The sequence below is a fragment of the Oribacterium sp. oral taxon 102 genome, assembly GCF_013394775.1.
Taxonomy (GTDB): Bacteria; Bacillota; Clostridia; order Lachnospirales; family Lachnospiraceae; genus Oribacterium.
Map to the genome: position 1 here is coordinate 1,816,922 of NZ_JABXYT010000001.1, position 23,805 is coordinate 1,840,726.

A 23,805-nucleotide genomic window follows, 5' to 3' on the forward strand; every position below is an offset into this window, starting at 1 on the left:
CTCGCCTCACTTCTTAAAGATCCAGAACTTGCTCGCCAGATAGTTGAATACCAGATTCACCGTCGTTGTGGACAGCCACGCGAGGCTGTGCCCAAAATGCAGGAGCTCGATGAAGCCGACGAGCAGCACAAAGGTCAGAAGCCCAGATACGAGCCGCGCAGCAAAAAAACCGGAGAACTCCCGCAGAAGATAGAGCGGCTCCAGCCGGAAGTTCCGGAATACAAAAAACTTATTCGTCCAGTAGGCAAAGATTACCGCGGCGAAAAAGGCGGCGGCATAGGCAATCTGATAGCTCATACGCGCCGAAAGCCCGCTCCGGAAAAGTCCCAGATCCAGCCCGTGAAAGCATACGAAGTTTACCGCCGTCGTAAGGACACCTGCGACGAGATACAGCACAGCCTCGCTCCGCAGCAGCCTTTTCCAAAATAGCTTCATATCCGACCTCACAGATTGTTACAGTATACTCCAGCAGCGCCGCAAGCCGCAAGCCTTCCGGGGACTTTCCGGGGAAAATGCCGCCGATTTCCGGAAAAGCACTGGAAAAATCAGATTTTTTATGATAAAATTTATATTATATATTTCTATATTTTTATAGTCAATCTTTATTATCGATTTCATCTATTCTATTATTCCAGTAACAGTATCTCAGGCATAAAGCTTCGCTTACCTGTACTGCTGTCTATTCTATGCAAAGGAGGTTGTGTTGTAATGTTCCGAATCGGAGAATACGTCGTTTACGGCTGCAAGGGGATCCACCGGATTCTCGATACGACCCATCTCTCGCTGGATGGCGTCTCGAGGGATCGGCTCTACTATGTCATGCAGCCGCTGGGAACGGAGAACGGTGCCATCTATGCCCCGGTCGATGCCGAGAAGCTCAACATGCGGAGCGTAATGACGAAGGCGCAGGCGGAGCGCTTCCTCCTCTCCATTCCGTCCATCGCTCTTCTCGACAGCCAGAGCAACAAGCAGCGGGAGGATGCCTACAAAAGCTGTATCCGCAGCTCCGACCCGAACAAGCTGATGCGTGTGATCAAGACCCTTCTCCGGCGGAAGACAGAGCGGAAGCGCAGCGGAAAACGGCTGACCGTCTCCGACGTACATTGTCTGGAGCAGGCGGAGGACATCCTCTTTTCGGAGCTCTGTCTGGTGCTCGGACTGGAGCGCCCGGCACTTCTCGCGCTCGTGCAGGAATCCATAGGCTAAACCCTTATTTATGATACGGTTCCCCTGCCCTGATTCGGAACGCGCGGTAGAGCTGCTCCAGTACCATGACCCGCATCAGCTGATGCGGGAAGGTCAGTCTCGAGAAGCTCAGCTTCCTGTCCGCCCGAGCAAGAACCTCCGGAGACAAGCCCAGCGACCCGCCGATTACCAGCGTGATATCGCTCATCCCGCGAAGCAGCTGCTCGGAGAGCGCCGCGGAAAGTGCCTCCGAGCTCAGCATCTCTCCCTCGATCGCGAGAACGACGACGAAGGAGCGCTCCGGGATTCTTGTAAGCAGACGCTTTCCCTCTGTTTCTTTGATTTTTCGTTCTGCTGCCGCCGGAGCATGCTCCGGCGTTTTTTCATCCGCGACCTCAAGGATCTCCAGCGTGCAATACGAAGAGAGACGCTTCGCATATTCTGCGACAGCGTCCCTCCAGTATGCTTCCTTCATTCTGCCTACCGTGAGAAGTCTCAGCTTCATTTCCCGTCTCCGTTCCGCTCCCCGGCAGCCCCCGATCAAGAGTCGGGAACAGCACGCGCTTTATCACAGGCCTGTAATAAAGCGCCTGTGAGACTTTCCTACAGCTTGTAACAGCTCCGCCAATCCATTCGCTGAAACAGAAACGATTGCCATGAATTTGAAATGGAATTTCAGCGAATTCAGCGAATGGCTTATGAGGGCATCCGCCCCTTTTACAGCCCGGCGAGCCTTTCCTTGACCTGCCCGAGCATCTGCTGATATTTCTGCAGCTTCTCCCGCTCCTCCTGTACCTTTTCCTCCGGTGCCTTAGAGAGGAAGCGATCATTACAGAGCATGCCGTTCGAGCGGGCGATCTCTCCCGTGAGCCGCTTCTGTTCCTTTCGGAGCCGTTCTTTCTCCTTCTCGATATCCACAAGCTCCGCAAACGGGATATAGAGGTTCGCATCCGGGATCACCACGGAAACGGCATCTGCGGAGATGCCCTCCCGATCCGCCTGTACGATGACCTCGGAGGCATAGGCAAGTGTCGCGAAAAAGACACGGCTCCTCTCGAAGATGTCCGCTGTCGCCGCGTTCCCGCTCACGACATAGACCTTCGCTCTGCGGGACGGCGCGACATTCATCTCGGTACGAATTGCCCGGACTCTTCGCACTGCCTCCTTGATGGTCTCAAGCTCTGTCTCCTCCCTTGCGAAGTCGAAGCGCGGCTCGAATACAGGCCATGTCTCCCGGATCAGCGGCGTCTCCGGATCCGTCAGTGTGTCGAAGATCTCCTCCGTGATGAACGGGCAGAACGGATGCAGGAGCTTCAGCCCCGTCGTCAGCACATGCTGCAGCGTCCAGAGCGCCGCGGACTTCGTCTCGTCTCCTTCACTGTAGAGCCGCGGCTTCACCATCTCGATGTACCAGTCGCAGAACTCCTCCCAGAGGAAGCTCTGTATCTTATCGAGGGCGATCCCCAGATCGAACGCTTCCATATTCCGCGTTACCTCTGTGATTACGGCATTCAGCTTCGAGAGGATCCACTTGTCCGCGATCGTCAGCTCCTTCGGCACCTCCACCGGAAGCTCTGCCTTGTCGAGATTCATCATAATGAAGCGGGACGCGTTCCAGACCTTGTTCATGAAGTTCCGGGACGCCTCCACCCGCGACCAGTAGAAGCGCATATCGTTGCCCGGCGCGTTGCCGGTAAGGAGCGTCATGCGGAGCGCATCCGCGCCGTACCTCTCAATCACCTCCAGCGGATCGATGCCGTTGCCGAGGGACTTGCTCATCTTGCGTCCCTGATCGTCCCGCACCAGTCCGTGGATCAGCACCTTCGAGAACGGAAGCTTCCCGGTCTGCTCGATGCCGGAAAATACCATGCGGACTACCCAGAAGAAAATAATGTCATAGCCGGTGACAAGCACATCTGTCGGATAGAAATACCGGTATGCCTCGGTGTCCTCCGGCCAGCCCAGCGTTTCAAACGGCCAGAGCGCGCTCGAGAACCAGGTGTCGAGTGTATCCTCGTCCTGCCGGAAATGCTTCCCGCCGCAGTGTGGACAGGTCTCCGGCATCTCCTCTGCGACGGCCATCTCCCCGCAGTCCATGCAGTAATATGCAGGAATCCGATGTCCCCACCAGAGCTGCCTCGAAATACACCAGTCCTTGATGTTCTCCAGCCAATGCAGGTAGGTCTTGCTGTAATTTTCCGGGACGAACTGCAGCGCTCCGCTCTTTACCGCCTCAATCGCCGGCTTTGCCATCTCCTCCATTCTTACAAACCACTGCGGCTTGATCATCGGCTCCACCGTCGTCCCGCAGCGGTCGTGCGTGCCGACATTATGAAGATGCGGAACCACCTTGACCAGGAGGCCGAGTGCCCGGAGATCCTCCACGACCGCCTCCCGCGCCGCGTAGCGATCCATGCCATCGTATTTCGATCCCGGACAGCAGATCGTAGCGTCATTGTTCAGAATATTGATCTCCGGAAGCTGATGGCGCCTGCCAACCTCGAAATCGTTCGGATCATGCGCCGGCGTGATCTTCACGCAGCCGGTTCCAAATTCCTTATCCACATACTCGTCCGCAATCACCGGAATCGTGCGGCCGGTCAACGGGAGCGAAAGCTCCTTCCCGATCAGGTCTCGGTATCTCTCGTCTTCCGGATTGACCGCCACCGCGGTATCACCGAGCAGTGTCTCCGGACGAGTCGTCGCGATCTCGACGAATCTGCCCTCTTCTCCGACGATCGGATAGTTGATATGCCAGAAGCTCCCTTCCTGCTCCTCGTGAATAACCTCCGCGTCGGACAGCGAGGTCTGGCAGACCGGACACCAGTTGATGATCCGTGAACCCCTGTAGATATAGCCCTTCCGATACAGGTTCAGGAAGGTCGTCTGCACCGCATGGGAGCAGCCCTCATCCATCGTGAAGCGAAGTCTCTCCCAATCCGCGGAGGAGCCGATCTTATGGAGCTGGTTTACAATCCGGTCCTCGTACTCCTCCTTCCACTTCCATGCCTCGCGGAGGAAGCCCTCTCTGCCGAGCGTATGCTTGTCGATGCCCTGCTCCTTCAGCTTATTGGTGACCTTGACCTCCGTCGCGATCGCGGCATGGTCGCAGCCCGGCTGCCAGAGCGCCTCGAAGCCCTGCATTCTCTTGAAACGGATCAGGGAATCCTGCAGCGTATTGTCCAGCGCGTGTCCCATGTGCAGCTGGCCGGTGACATTGGGCGGCGGCATCATGATCGTAAACGGCTTCCTGTCCGCATTAACCTCCGCATGGAAGCAGTTCCCCTTCATCCACATCTCATAGATCCGATCCTCTACCTCCGACGGATCGTATGTCTTCGCAAGTTCCCTCATTCTCCTCTTCCTCTCTCCTCTTCTCAGACCTTCTCCCGGTACGCGCGCTTCCATTCCCGAAGCGTTCCGGCGGCATCTGCCCGGAATGCCGCCTCTCCGCGTGCATAGCTCCGGCGGATCTCCTCTGCCGGTTCCGAATGCCCGGCGGACTGCAGCGCCTCTTCATAGCACTTCTCCCAGTCAGAGAGCAGCTCCGCCGTGACTCTCTCCCGGTAAGGGGCGAATACCTTAAGCGCCGGCTCCAGCTTCTCCAGAAAATACAGCTTCCGGAGTGCCTCCGTCTCTCCGCTCTCGCGGTAAACATCCTCATAGAGCCCTGCCGCGCGCCGAAGCTGCATCACCGTCACGAGACTGTCCGCCAGCTTCTCCCGCACCCTGCCGCCCCTCCGCTCCGAGACCGCACTGCGGTACGCCTCTACCGCCCTGCCGTATCTTCCCATACGGAAATAGGTATCCCCAAGCATTTCCTGCCGTGCGCCGTGCTCGATCTCCCGAAGACGCCGGAGCGACAATCCGAAGTCCTGAATCTCCCGCTCGGTATAATAATTTCCCTCCCGAAGAATACGGAGAATCAGCCGATCCTGCTCCTCCCCCATCTGCAAAAACTGCAAAAGCCGCTCGGAAAGCCGCTGCAGCCCGATCTGCGAGAGCCACTGGCAGAGCTTCGCGTCGACGAAGTCCTCCGGGATCACGACCGGATAACGGTATAATATGTAGCAGAGCTCCTGAATCGACCAGAGCTTCCGATCGAGCTTCTCGTAGTAAAAGGGCTGCTCCGCTCTCGGTGTGCATAACAGAAGTCCCATTACCCATCCCCCATTGTCCGCCGGAGGTCAATCTCCTCCGAAACCACGGCGCTGCTCGCCGGGAAAAGCTCCCCGAAGCCCAGATCCTTCACCGTGACGCGAAGACGTCCGGCATCCAGAAAATCTGCATTCAGCGAGATCCGCGTGGTTCGGTTCTCCCTCTCGGGGAAGCCCGTGAGAAGCATCCGAAGCTGCGCCGGACGCTGCCCGCCGAGCAGAGGGCTCAGCTGAAAGTCCACATAGTTCTGCCGATCCAGAATCATCTCGCACTCCATCGAACGATTCGCCCAGCAGTCTCCGGCATGGATGATCGGCAGCCTCTGCTCTCTCTCCTTCTGCACGACCCGGACAGAGACATCGCAGCTCGCGCGGGTATCGCAGAGGATGGTATATTCCTCCTTCTCTCCCTGCGATAAAAGACGGGCATAGCAGAGCGCACCGATCGCGAAGATCCGCGGCTCAATGCAGACACGCCGTCCCCGGCAGAGCCGGCGCATGAAGTCCGGCGCGAAATCTGTCGTCTCGAAGCCCCGTCCGCTCAGGAAGATGGAGCTGAAGGACTTCTTATGCAGGTTCCGATCCGCAAGTGCCGAGAGAATACGATCCGCGATCCGAATTCCGGAGGGTGTTTTCAGGATGTCCAGGCTGAACGCCTCCTCCTGCGCCTCCGAACCGGCCATTGCATAACGGCGGCTCCCGCGGGAAACCTGCATCTCATAGTAATAGAGACACTGGTTTGAAAGCTCGAACATCCCAACCAGACGGCTGTAGAGGTTCTTGTCCTGATGCAGGATATAATGTACATACGCTTCTGTGTGGCTAACGACGACGGCATGCACCGCTTTACCGCAGATCCGCTCCAGTATCGTCCCGAGCTTACGGAAGAGCTCCTGCTCTGCCCTGCGGATCGAGAGAACGACGGCCTCGTTTCCTCCCTCTTCTCCCGCAGGCTCCTGCCCGCTCTCCGAGTTCGGCGCTTCCGCCGTCTCCGCTTCCTCCTCGGACAGGCTGCTGCCCGCCGGGAGGATCGTAAGGAAGCTGCGCTTCTCCGCCGAGGGCTCCGCAGGCTTTTCCGTCGCAGGCTCCGCCGATTCCTCCGCCGCTTTCCAATCCTCGGACAGAATTGTCCGGAGGAAACGCTCCATGAGCTCCTCTCCGCTGTAGCAGGTATGCTCTATCGTGGCAGTTCCATTCTTTCGGAGCAGGGACAGAAGCTTATCCACCAGCACGCCGGAGCCGTCCAGCGTCGCCTTGTACGCTGCCTCTCCGATAAGCCATGTATCACTGTTTTTCTTTTTGCAGAGCATGGTCGGGAGCGTACGCTCCTGACCCTCTGTCCCGATACAGAGCTCTGTAAAATCATCGTCCAGCGAGATTCCTATATTTCGACTCACAGCTTTCCATCCCCCCTCGCGAAGAGCACCCGGATCATCGCTTCCTTTCTCGTATACTGCAGCATCCTATCCCGAAGCTCCCGGCAGTCTCCCGCCTCCAGAAGACCGGACAGCTCATTCAGCAGCGCATAGCTGTCTCCCTCCGTCCGGCTTACGGGCTCCGGCACGGACTTCACAGACCCCTGCTGTACCGGAAACTCCTCTCCGATCCGGCAGATCTTGTAGACAGCCTGCTCTCCCGCAAACAAAAGCAGCGGGCAGACATAGATATTCTGATATACCCGTTCGAGCTCCTCCTCCCGAAAGTCCGTCTCGTCCGGCAGAATCTTCACATAGAGCACCGGCTTCTCGCCGGTATCGCTCCGGTACTCGATATAGCTTCGGTTCGTCACCGAAGCAGGCAGCGGAATGAACCGCCCAAGCCGTTCCGTATATGCGAAGATCAGGCGCTTCTCCGTCAGTACGTTCATCATTTCCTGCAGCTCCAGCTTCTCCTCGTCGGAAAGCCGTTCCTGCGCGGACATGTATTTGCTCATCGCAAGCAGGTAGATCAGTGGCAGCCGCTCCTTGATATTCTCCCTGTGGATCAGACCGTACAGAAGCGTAAAGAAGCTCCGCTCCGTTTCCCGCTCCCTGAGGAAGTACAGTGCCGCCTTCTTCGTAAGGAACGCCTTCTCCAAAAGCGGCTCTCCTCCGCCGCTCTCCTGATAGAGCCGATGTACCTCGTCAATCCCCTCCTCCATCCCGCTGAAGAGCATCTGTGCGAGCAGCCGCTCCGAGAGCCGATTCACCGCATCCCTCTCCTCCGCAGGCAGTGCGGAAAGGGCACAGCCGCCCCGGAGGGCGCAGAGCCGCTCCGCGCTCTTCGTCAGGAGCTCATACATGAGCCATGAGCTGCTGTTATAGTGCTCTAGCAGGAAAAGCAGCAGCTCCCGCCTCCGGCTTCCCTCCCGGAACGCCTGATACGTTGCGAGGCAGAGCCCATAGACCGCCTCTCTCCCGGCACGCTTACCGGACTGCTCTTCCGCTCCGCCGTCCTCGCAGAGCCGTGCAATCCGGAAGGAGAGCAGCTGCTCCAGGAGATCCCGCTCAAGATGCAGCGGCTGCCCCTCCCCGTAGAGCGCTGCCGCGCGTTCCAGCTCCTGAAGCCGGATCAAACTGCGAAGCAGCTCCGCATATTCCTCTCTTCCGAGGAGGGAGGGCGGCAGCTCCCGAAGGAAGACCCGATCCTGCTCCGAGAGCAGCTCCCGGTCGGAATGCTTCATCCGTGCATGGTAGCGCAGCACCGCCTCCGCGAGCTCTTGCCGGAAGGCATCCGAAATCTCCGCCTCCGAAAACAGCGCCTCGCACAGCCGAAGCTGTCCGAGCTTCTGTATGCCGCTTTGTACGATACGCCGTACCGGAGCGAGCCGATACTCCCCTGCCTCCTCCGGAAATGCGGCAAGACATGCAGCAATCTCCGGAAGCTCCAGCAGCCGTTCCCTCCGGTGCTGAATATCCCAGAGCTTCCCGTCGCAGTCCTCGAAACGAATCTCCGCATCCGGAAAGAGCAGCGGCACACAGGCGGTTCCGTCCTTCAGCGGGAAGCGCCGCGGCTCCCGAAGCTCCGGGTAGCGCAGCACGACGGCGCGGAGTCCCTCTGCCCGTACCGAGATCCGGTAGCTGTGAAGCAGTCGCGGGAGCACCCGCGCCATACGGCGATCTACCATATCCGGGAAGAGCATCCGCGTATAGAGCAGCGCGTAGCGCTCGTCGATTCTGCCATGCAGCAGCGCCTCCACCGAGAACTCGCGGATCCGGCGCTCGAAGCGCTGGTAAATGTCGGACTCGGCAGGAAATGCCCGAAGGATATTGCAGTAGAGCGGAAGCGCGAGACTCTCCCGAAGCGCCTGCTCATAGTCGAAATAAAGATAGACCTCTCTCGGCAGAGGCTCCGCGTAGTTATACGGCATCGCCTCCACCAGATGCTCATAGAGATGCAGCGTCTCCGAGGCGCCCTCGAGCTCCTGCAGGTATCCCCTGAAGCGGCTGTCATTCTCTTCCTCCGGCTCCTCCGAAAGCATACGCGGGTACTCCCCGCTTTCCTCCGCCGCTGTCTCCGGCCGCTCTTCGGTATTTCCCTTTATCAAAAAAAGATAGGGAAGCTGCCACTCACCGGCATTGCTGACGATGATGAGCATCCCCTCTATCGTATCGCCGTCCTGCAGTCCCTCCGTGCTGCACTCGCAGCCGAGCCTCGACCGAAGTCCTCCGAACGCATCCTTCTCCGGCCTCACTCTCGGATTCGTGGAATAAATCAGTCCCTTCAGCGGCACCTCATTGGAAGAGCGCAGTACCGTATTAAATTGATGCCTTTCCCCCGGCGCATAGCTCCCCCGAAAGGAGCTGACGCTCATCTGAAGCTTCGGGATATCCGTATCCACGATCCCGCGCGCCAGCCTGCTTATTCTCTCTCTCATCTTTTTCTCACTCCGTAGAGAGATATTTTAGCACAGCTTCGTACGAGAATAAAGCCTAAAAATGCCCCGCCCCCTCCGACTTCCCGGAGAGGAGGGGCGATATCCTGCCTCAGCGCATCGTTTTCTGTAGGAGCATAACCAGCTCCTCTACGGCATCTTCCCCGCCGTTTCGAATGTCATCCGCCACGCAGGAACGGATATGGCTGCCGAGCAGCTCCCGGCCGAAGGACTGCAGCGCGGATTGTACGGCGCTGACCTGTACCAGTACATCGACGCAGTAGCGGCCGTCCTCGATCATGCCGCGAATCCCCCGGATCTGTCCTTCGATGCGGTTCAGTCTCGTTACCAGCTCCTTCTGCTCCTTCTCTGACCGGGGAACCGCCTTCTTTCTCCCTGCGGCTCCCTCCGCCGTGCAGCATCCGGGCATACGCTCACCTCCTGTACTTCTCTCAGACAATGCCGGTCACCTTGTAGTCCTGCGCCTCTACCGCCGTCTTCAGCAGCTCGTCCGAAACCTCCTCTGCAAGGCTCACTACAGCTTCGCCCCTCTCATGGCTTACCTCCGCTCTTTCTACGCCTGCCAGCGCCTCCAGCGCCTTCTTCACCCGCGCCTCGCAGTGTCCGCACATCATTCCTTCGATTTTGATTGTCTTCTTCATTGTCTTCTCCTTTTCTTTTTCTGTTTTTCTGCCGTCTCCGGCAATGTATTGTTTTCTATCCTGCTGCCGTCTCCCGCGCCGAAGCTCCCTGTCTCCCGTGCTGTCATAGAGCCGGAAGAGATTCAGCCGCAGCGCATTCATGCAGACGGTAAAGCTCGAGAGCGCCATCGCTGCCGCGCCGACCATCGGATTCATCTCCCAGCTCCAGCCGAAGAGGTAAGAATAAAAGCCCGCCGCCAGCGGAATGCAGACCGCATTATAGAAAAACGCCCAGAACAGATTCTCATGAATATTGCGAATCGTCGCTCTGGAAAGCCGGATCGCTGCCGGCACGTCGGAGAGACGGCTCTTCATCAGGACAATGTCCGCCGCATCAACTGCGACATCTGCCCCCGCGCCGATTGCGATCCCGAGATCTGCCCTCGTGAGTGCCGGTGCATCATTGATGCCGTCTCCCACCATGGCGACCCGCCTTCCGCCCTGGCGGAGCTCCCGGATCACCGCCTCCTTGCCGTCCGGCAGCACCCCGGCAATCACGCGGTCCACCCCTGCGAGCCTTCCGATCGCCTCCGCAGTCCGCGCATTGTCTCCCGTCAGCATGACAATTTCGATGCCCTGTCTCCGGAGCTCACGGATCGCTTGCGGCGAGTCCTCCTTCAGCGTATCGGCAACGGCGATTACGCCGAGCAGCCGCTGTCCCGCTGCGAAGAAGAGCGGGGTCTTCCCCTCCTCCGAGAGGCGCTCCGCTTCTCTCTTCACCTCTGCCGGAACTGCGGTTCGCTCCGCAAGGAAACGGCCCGAGCCCGCCAGGTACTGCTCGCCGTTCCATATCGCGGAGAGCCCGTTCCCCGGAAGCGCCTGAAACGCTGTCACTTCCGCTCCGACGATCCCCTGCTCTGTGCAGTAGGCGCTGACCGCCCTTGCGAGCGGATGCTCGGAGCGGAGCTCCAGAGAAGCCGCAGCATGCAGCAGCTCCTCCCGGGAGACGCCCTCCGCAGGGAGCACCTCCGTCACCACCGGCGCACCACTCGTGATCGTCCCGGTTTTGTCCAGCGCGACGATCTCCAGCTGCCCCGCCGTCTCCAGCGAGACAGCAGTCTTGAAGAGGATACCGTTCTTTGCCCCCATACCGTTTCCGACCATGATCGCCACCGGTGTCGCAAGTCCCAGCGCGCAGGGACAGCTGATCACGAGAATCGCCACTGCCCGCGAGATCGCCTGGGAAAACGGATGTCCGGTCACGAGATAGAGCAGCATGGTCGCTGCCGCGATCCCGATCACCGCGGGCACAAATACCGCGGAAACCCGATCCGCGACCCGCGCGATCGGTGCCTTCGTCGCCGCCGCGTCGCTCACCATGCGGATGATCTGCGAAAGCGTCGTATCCTCTCCGACCCTCGTCGCTCGTGCCCGGATATAGCCGGACTGGTTCAGCGTCGCCGCAGAGACCCTGTCTCCGACCGTTTTATCTACCGGGATGGATTCTCCGGTCAGCGCTGCCTCGTTCACCGCGGCGCACCCCTCCTCGATAACGCCGTCCACCGGGATATTTTCTCCGGGACGCACCACGAAGAGATCGCCCGTCTGTACCTCCTCGATCGGAACCGTATGCTCCTTCCCGTCCCGGTACAGCACTGCCGTTTTCGGCGCGAGCCGCATCAGTCCCCGGAGTGCATCTGTCGTCCTGCCCTTCGAAGCCGCCTCCAGCAGCTTCCCCACTGTGATCAGTGTCGGGATCATCGCCGCCGTCTCAAAGTAGAGCTGATGCCCGCAGTGCCGCACCATATCGCTGTTCCCCTCTCCCATCGCGAGCAGGATCAGATAAAGCTCCGCGAGCGAATAGACGAAGCTCGCTGTCGAGCCGAGCGCCACCAGCGTGTCCATATTCGGCGCGCCCGCGAGGAGCGTCTTCGTTCCCACCGTGAAGAACCTCCTGTTGAGATACATGACAATGATGGCAAGCAGCAGCTCCGTGGTTGCCAGCACTGCTGTGTTTTCGAAGGCGGCAGGAAGCGGCATCCCCAGCATCCCATGTCCCATCGAGAGGTACATGAGCAGCAGGAGGAAGCCCGCCGACCAGAGCAGCCTCCTTTTCAGCACCGGCGTCTCCCTGTCCCGGAGCGCTTCCTCCTCCGCGGCAATCCTGCTCCCTGCCTTCTTCGAGACGTCCCCCTTCACGGATGCGCCGTAGCCGGCGTTCTCAACCGCAGCGATGACCTCCTGCTCCGATACATCGCCGCTCACCCCCATTGAATTGGTCAGGAGGGAAACCGAGCAGCTCTCTACCCCAGGGAGCTTGCTTACCGCCTTCTCGACCCGCGTCTGGCAGGCAGCACAGCTCATCCCTGTGACGACATATTGTTTCATGTCTTTTCCCTTTCCGTTTATTGCTTTATATACTCCTTATGGGTATCTTGCTTGTAATGCACAATATACCCCTGTGGGGTACTATTGTCAAGCCTTTTTCAAATAGCGGGCACAAAAAAGGACACCGTGAATCTGCGATGCCCCCATACTTATGAAAACGCTGATTTATTCATGGCTCACGTTCGTTGGCACGCAGCTTCTCCGATTTCATCAGCGTTTCCTTATCTTTGCTTCCGCTGGGCATGCTCCTTCGATGCCCTCTTCACAACATACATCGCAAGATCCGCCTTCTTCGCCAGCTCCTCCGTCCGCGTTCCCTCCTCCGGATACCAGCTGATGCCGCCGGAGATCCGGACGAACTGCCGCCGCCCATCCGGAAGATCTATATAAGCAGAGTACAGCGCATCGCTCATCCGTGCGATGACAGACTCCACCCTCTTCCGATTCCCGTCCTGCCGGTAAATAAAGACATTGAATTCGTCACCAGAAACGCGGGAATAGAGCCCGTCATTTCCGATTCCGTCCCGGATTGCCTTGGAGGCGGCGCAGATATAATGATCCCCGAACGCATGTCCATAGGTGTCATTGATCAGCTTCAGGTTATCGAGATCCATCATCATATATGCACCGATTCCGCCCTCCCGTGCCTTCTCCTCCAGCAGAATCTTCATTTCCCGGTCGAAGGCGCGGCGGTTATACAGGCCGGTCATGAAGTCATGATCCCGCTCATAGCGGATATTCTCCCGCTCCCTGAGCAGCCTCCGAGAAAGCTCCTCCAGCGTGTCCGTCATTTCATCCAGCTCCGCTATTCCGGTCTTTTCCAGACGGATGACCTGATCGATCCGCTGCTTCCGAAGCCCCCGTACAATGGTGAGAATCGGCTTCTGTATCCAGAAAGCAACGCCGACGCTCCCCAACGCGCCGAGCAGCAGCGACAGCAGCAGGGAAACCCCGCTCGAGTAGAGCAGCCGTCGGGAAAATGCATTGAGACTTCTCCACGGCAGCACCGCGCCGAGCCAGCATTGTCCGTCTCCGTAAATGGAGCTGTTGATGCGGATCGCCTGCTTATAGACATAGGCATCCGGGAGATTGAAGTAGCTTTTCCAGCCTGTCACCAGACGGCAGCCGCCGCTGTCCGAGACAACGGCAGTATCCAGCTCCGGCTTCAGGAGATCCGGCTGAAAGGAAAGAAAATACGCGCCGTCCCCATCCTGATCCAGTTCCTGATACGGGAGGTAATTCCCCAGCTGCTCCAGCAGGATATCGACTCCCAGCACGCCGTAGACCTCACCGCTCTCCAGCCGAAGCGGTACGGAATAGGCGATCGCGATGCGTTCCTCTCCCTCCAGACGATAGGGCTTACTCCAGTACGCCAGCTCCTGCCAATCCCGATCCCGGTTCTCCAGTGCCGCCTGCATCGGACGGTAGAAAAAATCATAGTAGGGAACCTGGTTGCTGCCGAACGCGAAGCAGCTGTCCCAGCCGCTGTCTGTGGACATGCTGTAATCCGATACCACGGCGGCCGGAGAGCGTTCCAGCAGAATGTCGTCGTTTCTGCCGGAGGCTCTGGCATTCGGGTCGAGATCCCGAAGATAGAGCCCCGGCTTATTCCAGTAGTTCCCACTTTCCATGGAGACAGAGAGATCCTCATGATTCAACACCAGAAAGGCGCCGGTCACGCGGTTTGCCCGCATCATCGTGATCAGATCCTCCGTAGCAGCGCTGAGATAGTCCCTCGCCGTCTCCGAGCTCTGATCCAGCGTCATGAGATCGATGCTTCCCTCCGCGAGCATACGCTCCGTCCGCGCGTTGAGCTTCTGCATGGCGTGTCCGAGATTCATCCACTGCCCTGTCATTCGGCTCTCCAGCCCGTTCCTGCGCGTCTGCACCCTGCTCTCCGTGATCTCCTCCGCGTTCCCGCGGAGCCGTTTCACGATTCCCTGCCGGTAGAAGCTCCCAATGAGAACTGCGCCCTCCAGCAAAAGGAGCAGAAAAAGCGGCACGATGATCAGCAGCAGTATCGGTTTTTTCTTGTAGCCCTTCGCTTCTCTCATATCCATTCCTTACACAGCGGCTCAATCCTCGGATGCCGCCAGTCCCTGCAGCTTCTCCGATACGGTATTGTACCAGCGTTCGAAGCTCTCCTCCCCGGTGAGTCCCGCCTCCGCAGCCTCCATGCTCTGTCCTGCAGCGAGCCGTTCTGAAAGGAGCCTGCGGTTCTCCTCCGCCTGCTCCGACAGAATCCTGCCGACGCCCTTTCGGATCCGTCCGGCATTCTGCACCGGCGGGGTGGTATACAGCTCGTTGTCCTGTACCGTCTCCAGACCGACCTGTATCGCGTCCGTGAGCCGGATCTCCGGCACTGCCGCGAGGATCTCTGCCTCGCTTGCCGCCGTCTTCTCCACCGGGAGATATCCGGCATTGACCGCAAAGCGGATATTCTGCGTCCCGCCGGAGAGCCATTTCAGGAACTCCACTGCCGCCGCTGCCTCCGCCTTGCTTCCCTTCAGCACTGCCATCCCCGCGCCCTGCTGGATCGCGAAATCCATCCCGCCGGCAAGCTTCGGCGCCGCCAAAACCCTGCATTGAATGGGGTAGCGCTCGGTATCGCTCAGGATGACACGCTTCGGGAAGTAGCTCGCCCCTGCCGAGGAGCTCACATAGCAAAGCACATTCCCCGTCTTGATATCATCGGAATGATAGCGCGCACCGGATGCGAAATACCCCTTGATATAGGGAATATAGTAGCTCTGCCAGAGCCGCTCTGCGAGCTGCCGCGGGAAGTTTATCGCGGCGTGATCCCCCTCTCCCGCCGACAGCACATCGATGCCCAGCTGTTTCCCGCTGATATAGAGGAAATTGGGAATATCATCTCTTCCGAAAAACGCCTTGCCGTCGTTCGGCTCCGGCGTCTTCTCATCCGTCCACCGGTAATACAGCTCCGAAAGCTCCGCGATCCCCTCCATGGTCGAGAGCTTCCCGAGCTCCGCGCCCGTCTCTTCCGAGAAACGCTCCCAGTCAGTCTCATTGAGATAGAGTACCTCCGTCGACTTCGCAAGCGGCAGGATCTTGATGTCCTTCCGGCTGCCGGAGAGCATCCCCTCCGAGAGGTAGCTGTCTACGAAGCGCTCCAGCTCCGCGCCCGTGAAATAGGGCGCCAGATTCTCCAGCATCCCCCGTTTATCCAGCCGGTTCGCCAGCCCGCTGTAGCACATAATGATATTCGGCAGCTCCCCGCTGACCGGATGGTTCTCCATGATCGCGCTGATATCATTCTCCAGATCGAAAAGAGAGCCGGAGCAGACCGCATCGACCTCGATGCCATGCTTCCGTCCTTCCCCCTCATTGTACTGCTTCAGGGCAGCGTCCAGACTTTTCTTCTGTTCTCCTTTATAATAATGCCAAAGCGTGATTTTTTCCACTGTTCCTGTTTCCCGCCTTCCCGCATGTCCGCAGGCGACGAGCGCCCCCGACAGCAAAAGAAGCGCGAGCACCCTGATTCTCCTCATTGCAGTCCTCCCGAAAGTCCTATCTATTCCCTACTCATTATCGGCAGAAAATGCAGCGCGGATAAGCAAAGAGCAACTTCCCCGCCGAAAAACAGAGGGACAGGCAAAAAAGGGATTGACAGCTATCCGGGCTTTTGCTATGATACATGCTGTTCGCGGGAATGCTGGAATTGGCAGACAGGCAAGACTAAGGATCTTGTGTCCGATAGGACGTGTGGGTTCAAGTCCCACTTCCCGCAGTATGAAGCCTCATCAGAAGATGGGGCTTTTTACTGTATAAGTCCCCTGTCAGGCGGACGAACGCGAGGCAGGCTTGTTTGCACGAGCGTTCGGACATTTGACGGGACAGCAGGCATATCTCAGGCAGCCTCGGCAGAGAGCGTTCTCTCCACGATAATATCCTCCATCCGGACATCGAAGAGACGGCTCAATGCGAAGAGATTGTCCAGGCTTGGCAGCGCCTTCCCCTGCTGCCACTTGTACACTGCCTGTGGTTCCTGAAAGCCCATCAGGACGGCAATCTCCCGCACCTTGAAGCCTCTCTTCTTTCGAAGCTCCTCTATCCTTTTTCCTGTCTTCTCCACATCGATCACAGGATACCGAAAACGCATAGTTCATCCTTTCCTCCGCCAAAAGCGGCGCTACACTGGGATTTTATGTGATTTTCTCCCGAAAAGCAACCGGAATCGCCATTTCCGGCGAATCCGGTCTTTTCATTTCCGCAGGGAATCTCCCTGCTCTACGGCGCGGGAAGGTACCAGTCCCCGGCATAATACAGCGGGATGCGCTGCCCCGTCTCATCCGTAAAGCCCGTCCAGATTTCATACGGGTATGCCTGTCCCGTCAGCATCCCATCCGCGGGATGGGTATTCTCCGAGGAAACGAGGCTCCGCTGTCCGTCCTGATTCAGATCGCCGAGGCGCGCGGCGTCGAGCGCAGGCAGCTGCCTCGGATCATTCACAGGCAGGCTGCCGATTCCGGCGAGATCAGGATTCAGCAGAGCGAGATAGCCCGTCCCGTCTGCTGTCACAAGCTGCGAAGCATCTGAGAGATTCCCGAGTATCCCGCCCTTTTTATAATCTCCCTGACTGCTCGCGGCATTGTCCGAAAGCTTTCCGGCAAAGTAGCAGCTCCGGATCGAGAGACGGGTTCCGTCGACCTCTCCGACCAGCCCTCCGGAACGGGACCGGTATGCGGCTCTGTGGTTATAGATCGATGCCGTGCTGAAGCACTCCACGAGCTCCAGCTGCCCGCCGCTCACCGTTCCGAGCAGTCCGCCGACCTCCTTCCTGCCGATCTGCCCGTAATACTCCCCCTGCTGCTCCGCATCCGGCCCCTCGGGCACGGCAGTCTTCTCCCCATACTGTCCGTTTACCGTATGCCCTGAGACATAGGACTTCTCGATCTGCGGCGCGGCAGCGCTATCCCCCGCCCTGTGCGCATCCGCGTTCAGGCGGAGACTTCCGAAAAGCCCGCCGTTGGCTGATGCCCAGCTCCCTGCCGTATAGACCGCGGCGCCCGTGAAGCTGTCCGTCAGCAGAAGCTCTCGGATATTCGCTGCTGTCCCGACCAGTCCGCCGGCATTGCCCTGCGCCAGCGAAAGCACTCTGGCATCGGGGCTGTTCACTGCGCAGCCCTCGATCCGGAGGCTGCCGGACACGCTGCCCAGAAGTCCTCCGGCGCTGTCCTCGCTGTTTCCTGTACTCTCCTTTCGGATCCTAAGCCTCGGCGCGGAAAGCGCGCTGTTTTTCAGAACCGCGCTCTCCGTGATCTTTCCGGCAAGCCCGCCCACATTCTGTATCCCGCTGACCTGCACCTCTCTGTCCGCCGTTACGCGGGTATTCTCTATGGAAAGCAGACCGGATCTTCCGACCAGAGCCCCGGCAGAGAGGCTTTTGCTCGTGCGGATCGAGATGCGGTCTGCGTGCAATGCAGAATCCGTGATCTCCACTGTTCCCTCGCTGTACCCCACGAAGCCGCCGCAGTAGTTATCCGCTGCGAGCGTAAGCGCGCTTCCTCCGTTGTCAATGCTGACCTTTCGGATCGTAAGGCAGCTCCCTGCCTTTACCGTCGCAGCAAGCGCCGCAGCATTCGTCGTGCTGCCGACCGTTATATTCTGAATACGAAGATCGGAAAGCACAAAGTCCCTCTGTATACTGGCAAAAAGAGCGGTATTGCTGCCGGTATGACTGTATGCTGCAATCTCCAATCCGTAAATCGTATGTCCCTTCCCGTCATAGCGCGCGAGTCTTCCGTCGATCTCGAGCGGACAGAAAGCGCCCTTTTCCGTCACCGTAGTCCAGCTGTTCCAATGGATGCTGGAGGATTCCTTTTGCTGCTCCATCTCCTGCACATAGGGATCATACTTATTGTTCAGTCTCACCCTTTCCCCGGGACTTTTGTACCAATTCGGATCGCTCCAGATAATGTCGCAGTCCTGCTCCGCCTCCACTACCGTAAATTTAGCGAGATCCTCCGGCGGAATCCGGTTCAAAGAGGAGCCGCGTTCGTTCAGATTCTCCAGATGGCGGGAATTGCTGATAATTGCCTTGTAATGGTTCGGACTGCCGTCCTCCAGCTTTTCCACCCGTTCAAACAGACTGTTATACCTTTCCTCCGGGCTGTACGCAAGCTCCGTTACCTTGTCATTTTCACTCCCCTTTGCTACGGAAATGAAAATATTTTCTCCGGGATAGAATTTGCCGCCGGTCACTCCATGGAAATCTCCCGCTCTCCGCGAAAGATTATCCAGAGAAATACGGAAGCGGTTCGGATCGTCCGCATCCTGCACCATGCTTGTATCCAGCTGCGAAGCCCATCCCACCCTTTCTCCCTTCTCATCCATCAACCAGCATTTTTTATACTGCGGATTCTTATCGATGTAGAGGTAATAGGTTCTTCCGCTCTGCTCTCCCCGGATCCGAATCGAGAATGCGCTTTCCCGATCCTCGGCATTGTAATGCAGCATCAGCCGGTTCCCATTCTCGATCCGAAGCTGCTCCTCCCAATCCCCGTAAAAGGCAATTCTCGTCACCGCATCGGGTCTTAGGCTCTCGAGCCCTTCTAAATCTCCGCTCCCCCGCTCTTCCCTCGGAAGCTTCGTTCGGTTCCGAAGCGGATAATCCGTCCCGTTCTCATAGCGTCTGGTAAAACTGCTCAGGCTCTCCCCGGACTTTCCCCGAAGCTCCTGGAAGCCCGTCTTCCCGAACGCGCTCTGCGGAAGGGCTATGCCGCCGCCGACATAGCCGGCTTGATCGGTATAGCTGATCCCCGTGAGACAGAGGTTGTTCCGGGAAGCGCCGGACAGCGCGCTGTCCGCCCTGCCGAGGAATGCCCCGCGGAGCGCGGAGCCTGTCCCGAATATCCGTCCGATCACATAATTATCCCTTAGACGAAGCCCTGCCGAAAGCCCCAGACGTCCGACCGCACCGCCGCTGCTGCTCTCACCTGTGCTCCCGCTGCTCTTCACGGAGCCCGCGGAAAAGCAGTCCGTCAGCTCCATACAGGCATCGCCGTCCGCCGTGCCGAGCAGTCCGCCGCTGCTGCGCCGCCCATAGACATTGTAGCCGCCCCTCTTCTCCACATAGATCTCCGAGGCGGAAAGCGCGGCAAGCTTCGGATTCCCTGCCTCTATGCTGCCGGAAAGCCCTACCGCTGCACTGTCCTGAAAGACATGCTCTCCGGTGTGCCCGCCGCTGTAACAGCGCAGCAGCGCGGAGGCATTGTCCTTTTTCTGATTTGCAGAGACATGCAGCGCCCCGGCAAGCCCGCCGGCACTGCCGCCGTTCCGTGCATCGACATAGACGGATGCCGCTCCATCCTCGATCCGGATACGCACGCCGCTGCTGCCGTTCCTTCCCCCGACGAGAGATCCGACCAGCCCGCCGGCACTGTCCTCCCCGCCGCGTCCCAGCGTAAGAACAATCGCCTGCTCTCCATAGGCGAGACAGCGCTGAAAATGCAGATCCGTCCCCCGGGACACGCCGAGGAAGCCCCCGGCACAGCCGGAAACACCCGCTGCACCGATGCCGTCGTCCGTTTCCGGCTCCGCGGAGCCTGTCCCTCCCAGTGAAACAACCAGCATTCTGCCCGTCTCAGCGTTTGCCGCCGCGCTTCTCGCCTCGTCGCTCCGGACAATGCAGTCCTCGAAGCGCAGACTGCTGTTAGAGCTCGAATAGGTATAGCCAACCATTCCGCCGGCATGTCCCTCCGCAAAAATCCTAGGATTTTCCACCAGCACATGGGAGAGCAGAAGCTGATTGCTGCTCTGATTAAGCCCTGCCAGCGCTCCGGCATGCCGCCCCCGCGCTTCCACATCAAGGAGCGCCAGATTACAGATCTCCAGCTTCGGCTGTGTGTCTCCCAGATAGCGGAAGAGCCCCATTGCCTCTGATTCCTCTGTCGGAAGTGCCGCCGCATCACCCGCCCCCTCCAGGGCTGCCGATTGCAGCCTGAGGTCGGAGATCGTGTGGCCGTTGCCGCTGTAGCAGTGCAGGCTCTCATTCCGGATGCCGAAAAAAGCGCCCGCTGCAGAGAGTGCCTTCCCGTCCCCCGCAGCATAGATCCTGAGTACTGTGCTCGCCGTCAGACCGCGCCGGTTCCTGATCTCGTCAAAGAACCCCGCCCTCCCGTCCTTTGAGACAGCATAGAGTGCCTCGATCTGCTCTGCCCATGTTTTCTTCCCGTCCGGAAGCTCCGATACCCTGCCGTCCAGATTCTGCAAATGCCGGAGGCTCGCAATATAGGCGATTCTCTCCTCCTCCGGTCTGTCCTTCCGCTCATAGAGGGCAGTTCTGTCAACCCGCTCCGAGCAGGCAAAAAGGCTGTTCGTCTCATCCTTATGCATATATTTCCGCGTTCCGAAGAAGCGGCGCAGGTGCGCCGCACTCTCTGCCCCCGTTCCGCTGTCCGGGGCTTCACCGGCCAGCGCCTGATAGAGCGCCGCCCTTTCGAGCTCGTTCAGCTCTCTCTCATAGCGCTGTTCCCCCGCTTCCTTCTCTCCCGCATAGGCATAGCCGACGAGATCGCTGCCCGGTTCAATAGAGGAAATGTCCGCAAAATGCCCATCCCCTGTCGTGATATCGTCGAGGAAGACACTGAGCTTCAGGTATCTCTGCTTCTGCTCCCCCTCCCCTGTGATGAGGACCTCCGCTCTACTCCGCGGCGCCGCCTTTCCGCTCTGCGCATGCACGGTGCTCTCGGGCTTTCCGCTCCCAAGCGCCTTTACCTCAATCGGATACCGCTCCTTCTCTGCCTCCTTCGTCCTATCAGACAGCACCAGCGTCAGCTTCTCCTCCTCTGTATCCTCCGAAATCGGTTGGAGAATGAGGGCGGTAAGGATCGCCGCGTTGTCGAAATAGAGAAGCGTATCCGTGCTCTCCCCATCGATCGCTTCCCAGTCCCCGACATGATGACGCAGGAAATAGGGGAGCGTCCCGCTCCCTGCGGCGCTTCCCGTCTCCGTATCCAGCAGCTCTGAGATCGTCCTGTAGCTGTATTTCGCACTGTAGCGCGTGCGGAGCCACGAATCATAGGGATAGGCGAGCCGATCCTCGTTGCCGCTTCTTCCGCTCCCCTGCGCTGTGCCCGAGCCTGCAATCCGTATGTCTCCTCTCGACAGCTCCTCGATGCCGCTCTGTCCCGGCGCTACCGGCGTTCCTCCCCTCGTATTCCCGAGGATGCCGTACGCCCTGTCAAACCGGAGGTCGCCGACCTGCGCGGCAAGGCTCCCGACATAGTTCCCGTCTCCCTCCCTCCTGCTTATGCTGATGCCCGCCGCGTAGGCATTCGTGACCGTCCCTCCCTGCGCAGGGTCTATATAGCCCAGCAGGCCGCCCGCATAACGCCCGCCATACAGTGAGCCTGTCGCATACACAATATGTAAGCGAAACGGAGCGACATCCCGCACCGCACCGAGCAGCCCGCCCGCAGCGCCGGAAAATCCGCCGCCCGTCTCGGAAGGGGCAATCACATTTACGCGCCCCTGCGCCTTCTCCGGCTCCGTACTTTCCCCCGGCAGCGTATCCCGATACGTCCCGTTCAGGCTGTGCCCTGCCGTATAGCTCCGCTCTATCGTGAGACTGCCGCCCGCAGCTGCACCGAGCAGTCCGCCCGCAGCGCCTCTCTCCGATCGGACATATACGCTCGCACTGCTGTTCTCGATACGCAGCGCGCCGCGGCTCTCCCCGAGCAGCCCGCCCGCCTGCCCGTCTGCCGCAGCGATCTCCCGCTGCTCCAGTGCTTCGAGCGTTTCCTTCCGCTTCCGCCTCGACGCCTCGTCAGTCCCGTCCGGAAGGGTCCCGCCATAGTCCGAGAGATCATAGCTCTTCACGAGCACTGAATCAACGGACAGGCTTGCCCCTGTCTCCACGACCCCCGCAAGTGCTCCGGCGTCCGCGATATCCGCCGCCTTTACGGAGAAATTCTCGAGAAGCAGGCGGGAAATCTCGCAGTCGCTTCGAACTACGCCGAAGAGACCAGCATGCTTCTCCGCGCCCCGGCTCGTGCCCATGTCGATATTTACATCCGAAATCTTATAGAAGCGTCGCTCATAGCTTTTCTCTCCGCCGTCTCCCGAGCTGTTCCCGCTCTCTCCCGCTCCCCCGGAGAAGTCTGCGTCATAGCGAAGCCGATAGGATAGATTCAGCGGCAGGAAGCACCCCGGCTGCATATTGCCCCGCCTGCCGGCAGCAGTGTCGATGCCGAAAAGCTCTGCGTCCTCCGGCGCACTGCTGTCCCACTCCCGCCGGATCGCCGCATTTTCCGAGAGAAAGCGCGAGAAAGAGAGATCCGCCGTCTGTTGTACCGCTACGCAGGAGACGCCTCCCTCTTTTTTCATAAAATATGCCGGCAGGCTCTCCGGCGCGAAGCCGGAGATCGTCCCGTCCAGATTCTCGAGGTGGCGGATGTCGGAGACGGTAATGTCCCGCAGCGCCTCCGTTCCGTCCGCCGTCCGCGATATCCGCCGCGCACCGAAGAGGCTGTTTACCGTGAGGGTCTGACTCCGCGGCAGATTGCTGAGCTTCCCGGATGCGCTCACCTCCGTATAGAGCTCGATATCCTCCCCGGGAATCAGCGGCGCACTGCTCTCAATGCCGGGCACGCCGCCGCGGAACAGACTTGCAAAATGAAGGTCTGTCCCGCTTCCTGTGCTGATATCATCCAGTACCACGAGATATCGGTTGTCAAGCGCCGCCTTGAATACGTTCCGCGCTCTCCGCCCGCCGTCTGCCGTAAGCTCGAGGATCTGCTCCGCGCCGCTCTGTACGCCCCGGATGTGAAGCTTCGTCACCGCCGTCCTGCTCTCTCCCGCAGCAGGCGCATTGCTGTCCTCCACGACCGCGTAGAGCTTCGCGCCGTTTACGAGCCGCAGTCCCGCCGTTCGGAGAAGCTGCCGCTCGACGCCGTCCGCGCTGCCGCCGTAGTAGCCGAGCATCGCGCTGCCGTTTCCCCCGGGAAACGCCCTCCGCATTTTCCGTGCAGCATCGGAGGCGGGGCTGGCTTTCGCACTTTCCAGCTCCTGCGAAAGTGTGCCGGTGCCGCTAAGATCCTGTCCTCCCGTGAAAGCATAGCCGAGCCGCGGCGCGCGGAGCAGGCTGTCTGCGTAGAAAACATCCGTCACTGTCGCCGTCGGGAGGCTGTAGCGGATCAGATAGGAGCCGCCTGTCCGGACATAGTCGTCGATCGCGCCGAAGGGAAGCAGCAGCCCGAGGATATCCTCCGCGTTTCCGCTCGTCTCCTCCGTGCTCACAATCACCGTATATGTCCCGTCCGCTCCGGCATAGCCGAGCCGCGCACTGCCTGCATTTTCCCGGAGCCTGTCGAGGCTGCCGTCCAGCTCGGACAGTGTCAGGTGGTTCTGCGCCGCGAGGAAAAGCTCCTTCGCGCTCCGTTCCAGCTCCATGAATTTCAGCTCTTTCCGGTACTGCACCACCGCGGTGAAGGAGAGTCCGGCCAGAATCGACAGCAGCGCGGCCGCCGCCAGCAGCTCCACCAGTGTGAACGCCAGTGCGCTTTTCAGCTTCTTCTCTATCCTGCTCACCTGTTTTCTCCCTCTCTCCCAAGCGGGGTAT

The 23,805-nt window shown here is 59.2% G+C and carries 13 protein-coding genes and 1 tRNA gene; 2 read left to right on the forward strand and 12 right to left on the reverse strand.

The window, feature by feature from the left end; all coding sequences use genetic code 11:
* Positions 1-6: 6 nt before the first annotated feature.
* Positions 7-435: a GtrA family protein gene (locus tag HW273_RS08235; RefSeq protein WP_179011384.1), complete on the reverse strand. Its 429-nt coding sequence runs from the start codon at positions 433-435 to the stop codon at positions 7-9.
* 273 nt (positions 436-708) lie between these two features.
* Between HW273_RS08235 and HW273_RS08240 the strand changes: the two genes are divergently transcribed.
* Entirely contained in the window at positions 709-1,206 is a 498-nt protein-coding gene (locus HW273_RS08240; protein WP_179011386.1) for a CarD family transcriptional regulator, read from the forward strand.
* A 4-nt stretch (positions 1,207-1,210) separates the two neighbouring features.
* Here HW273_RS08240 and rlmH read toward each other — a convergent pair whose 3' ends face one another.
* From rlmH to HW273_RS08285, 9 genes are all read right to left on the reverse strand, one after another.
* Positions 1,211-1,690 (reverse strand): 23S rRNA (pseudouridine(1915)-N(3))-methyltransferase RlmH, encoded by a 480-nt coding sequence (rlmH, locus tag HW273_RS08245; protein ID WP_179011388.1) that lies wholly within the window; start codon positions 1,688-1,690, stop codon positions 1,211-1,213.
* A gap of 212 nt (positions 1,691-1,902) precedes the next feature.
* Complete coding sequence (locus HW273_RS08250; protein WP_179011390.1) at positions 1,903-4,539, reverse strand: valine--tRNA ligase; 2,637 nt, start codon at positions 4,537-4,539, stop codon at positions 1,903-1,905.
* A 23-nt stretch (positions 4,540-4,562) separates the two neighbouring features.
* Positions 4,563-5,345 (reverse strand): hypothetical protein, encoded by a 783-nt coding sequence (locus tag HW273_RS08255; RefSeq protein ID WP_179011392.1) that lies wholly within the window; start codon positions 5,343-5,345, stop codon positions 4,563-4,565.
* Positions 5,345-6,739, reverse strand: a complete 1,395-nt coding sequence (locus HW273_RS08260; RefSeq protein WP_179011394.1) for a DUF5716 family protein — start codon at positions 6,737-6,739, stop codon at positions 5,345-5,347. Before HW273_RS08260 ends, HW273_RS08255 begins: the two co-directional genes overlap by 1 nt.
* A complete protein-coding gene (locus tag HW273_RS08265) occupies positions 6,736-9,198 on the reverse strand; it encodes a DUF5717 family protein (protein ID WP_179011396.1) in 2,463 nt (820 codons plus the stop codon). The genes HW273_RS08260 and HW273_RS08265 overlap by 4 nt, the downstream gene beginning before the upstream one ends.
* A 109-nt stretch (positions 9,199-9,307) precedes the next feature.
* Entirely contained in the window at positions 9,308-9,625 is a 318-nt protein-coding gene (locus tag HW273_RS08270) for a metal-sensing transcriptional repressor (RefSeq protein WP_179011398.1), read from the reverse strand.
* Positions 9,626-9,647: 22 nt separating this feature from the next.
* A complete protein-coding gene (locus tag HW273_RS08275; protein WP_179011400.1) occupies positions 9,648-12,224 on the reverse strand; it encodes a heavy metal translocating P-type ATPase in 2,577 nt (858 codons plus the stop codon).
* 221 nt (positions 12,225-12,445) lie between these two features.
* Positions 12,446-14,278, reverse strand: coding sequence for a sensor domain-containing diguanylate cyclase (locus HW273_RS08280; protein WP_179011402.1), 1,833 nt, complete (start codon positions 14,276-14,278; stop codon positions 12,446-12,448).
* A 21-nt stretch (positions 14,279-14,299) separates the two neighbouring features.
* Entirely contained in the window at positions 14,300-15,733 is a 1,434-nt protein-coding gene (locus tag HW273_RS08285; protein WP_179011403.1) for an extracellular solute-binding protein, read from the reverse strand.
* A gap of 155 nt (positions 15,734-15,888) precedes the next feature.
* Here HW273_RS08285 and HW273_RS08290 point away from each other — a divergent pair.
* A tRNA-Leu gene (locus tag HW273_RS08290) sits at positions 15,889-15,972 on the forward strand.
* 120 nt (positions 15,973-16,092) lie between these two features.
* Here the strand turns inward: HW273_RS08290 and HW273_RS08295 are convergent.
* The gene (locus tag HW273_RS08295; RefSeq protein ID WP_179011406.1) at positions 16,093-16,344 is read right to left on the reverse strand and encodes a helix-turn-helix domain-containing protein; all 252 of its coding nucleotides are present in this window, start codon (positions 16,342-16,344) and stop codon (positions 16,093-16,095) included.
* Positions 16,345-16,472: 128 nt separating this feature from the next.
* Positions 16,473-23,774: a hypothetical protein gene (locus tag HW273_RS08300; protein WP_179011408.1), complete on the reverse strand. Its 7,302-nt coding sequence runs from the start codon at positions 23,772-23,774 to the stop codon at positions 16,473-16,475.
* Positions 23,775-23,805 lie beyond the last annotated feature (31 nt).